Raw genomic sequence first — 1,850 nt, 5'->3', positions numbered from 1 at the left:
TCTACAAGCTAAATCGAAGATATTTTGGAGATAGCCTCTTTGAAAGGCTTATTATTGCTAACATTACAGGGTTATGATTAAAAACGGATAATCAAAAATCAGAATTATTTTTTTTTAATTTTGCAAAAAAAAAATAATGTTCAGAAATTTTTTTTATTTTCTATATTCTTTGTTACAATTACAATATACAGAGGGCAAAGTGTAGGAATAAATACACAAACTCCTGAAGCAAGTGCAATCTTAGATTTAGAAAGCTTCGTAGGAACAAAAGCCACTGCCACTGCAACTATCTCTAATGGTGCTGTTACAGGTATTACTATAACAAATCCTGGAGAAGGTTATACTTTTACACCTAGCATTTCTTTTGTAGGGGGTGGAGCTGTTCTTAATGGCGGTACAAGAGCCACAGCTACAGTAACAGTAAGTGCTGGTAAGGTTACAAACTACAGTATTACAAATGGAGGTTCCGGTTATACCTCTGCGCCAACTGTTGTATTTGGTAACAATAATAAAGGGTTATTGATACCAAGATTAAATATCGCATCTCTTTCTAATTTTACAAGTCCTGTAAACAACCCTGTAGATGGACTCTTAGCATACAATATTGGAAGCCCTACGAATAGCAATGAGAAAAGTATCTATTATTTTGATAGTATTAAAAATAGTTGGGTCAGCGGACTGAAATCTGTAAATACGCCAAGAATAGCATACTTGGATGTAACAGGAGATACAAGTGTCTTGACGAATTTAGGGGCTGGATATACAAATGTCGCCCTGCAAAATAAACCAAAGATTGCGCCCGTATCTAACATAGCTGGTTTAGATATCTATACTTATAACAACAATCAATATGGTATAATACTACCTCAAGGTGATTATGTTGTAGAGATTAATTTTAATTTAACAACACCGCCACCAAGTTCTACAGATAGTAATTATTACATAATGGGATATTTTATAGATTTATATAATGACAATTATAATAATAGTACAAAAACAATAACATCATTTGGAAGTGACTTTAACCGAAAAGAGAATGTTGTAACCTCGAAACTAAATACAAATCATTTTGTGCCCTGGATGTATTTTGTACATGTACCTACAACGAGTAATCCAACGCAGATGTATTGTTTAAGAATGTACATTGGAAGGATGCAGGACAGCACCTATAATACCACAGCAATCATAAAAGACATTGGTTCATATATAAAGATATCAAAGATAAAATAATGAAAAAAAATAAATCATTTCTTTTCCTAATTTTTTTAGCAACAAGTAATTTGTTTTTGGCGCAATTAGGTATTGGTACAACAAGTGTAAAGCCATCTGCTGGATTAGAAGTTTCTAGCTCAACCAATAAAGGGTTATTATTACCAAGAGTAGATATTAGTGACATTACCGATAGTACCAAACCTATAAACAATCCAGCCACTGGACTTATTGTCTTTAACATTGGATCCATGCTAACATCCGGAATATATATATGGTACGATGCACAATGGAACTTAGTTTCCGATTCAGCAGGTTTAGTTGGTTTTATGTTATTACAGAAAAAAGGTGATGTATCTATATTGGGAGGTCTCGATAATGGGACTTATCAAAATTTCACTTCTGGGTTTAATATGAATGTTCTTAAAAATGATATTGGTGCAAATTATACCTCAGAGGGAGCAATAACTTTACCTGCCAACAGTGGTTATGTGCTTAATTTATGTCACCCGTAGTGCATTATAGAAAAGGTTGCTCAAGTAACTAAAAATTAGTATATTGTATTGACTACCAATCAAATACAATTATGAGCAACCTTGAGGCAAGTTACAATTTAATTTTAAATAATTTAAGAGACATTT

The 1,850-nt window shown here is 32.8% G+C and carries 2 protein-coding genes; both read left to right on the top strand.

The window, feature by feature from the left end:
• The first annotated feature begins 120 nt into the window (after positions 1 to 120).
• Positions 121 to 1,230, top strand: coding sequence for a hypothetical protein (locus IV513_RS15345; protein ID WP_209391426.1), 1,110 nt, complete (start codon positions 121 to 123; stop codon positions 1,228 to 1,230).
• On the top strand, positions 1,230 to 1,724 hold the full coding sequence (locus IV513_RS15340) for a hypothetical protein (protein WP_209391425.1): 495 nt from the start codon (positions 1,230 to 1,232) through the stop codon (positions 1,722 to 1,724). The genes IV513_RS15345 and IV513_RS15340 overlap by 1 nt, the downstream gene beginning before the upstream one ends.
• Positions 1,725 to 1,850 lie beyond the last annotated feature (126 nt).

The sequence above is a fragment of the Chryseobacterium sp. RR2-3-20 genome (assembly GCF_017808115.1).
Classification (GTDB): domain Bacteria; phylum Bacteroidota; class Bacteroidia; order Flavobacteriales; family Weeksellaceae; genus Chryseobacterium; species Chryseobacterium oryzae.
The sequence above is the reverse complement of the archived record's forward strand: the minus strand, read 5'-3'. Positions and strand labels throughout refer to the sequence as shown.

Bases quoted from the DNA above. Each gene is read 5' to 3' on its own strand.
- IV513_RS15340 (WP_209391425.1), top strand. From the start codon at position 1,230: ATGAAAAAAAATAAATCATTTCTTTTCCTAATTTTTTTAGCAACAAGT.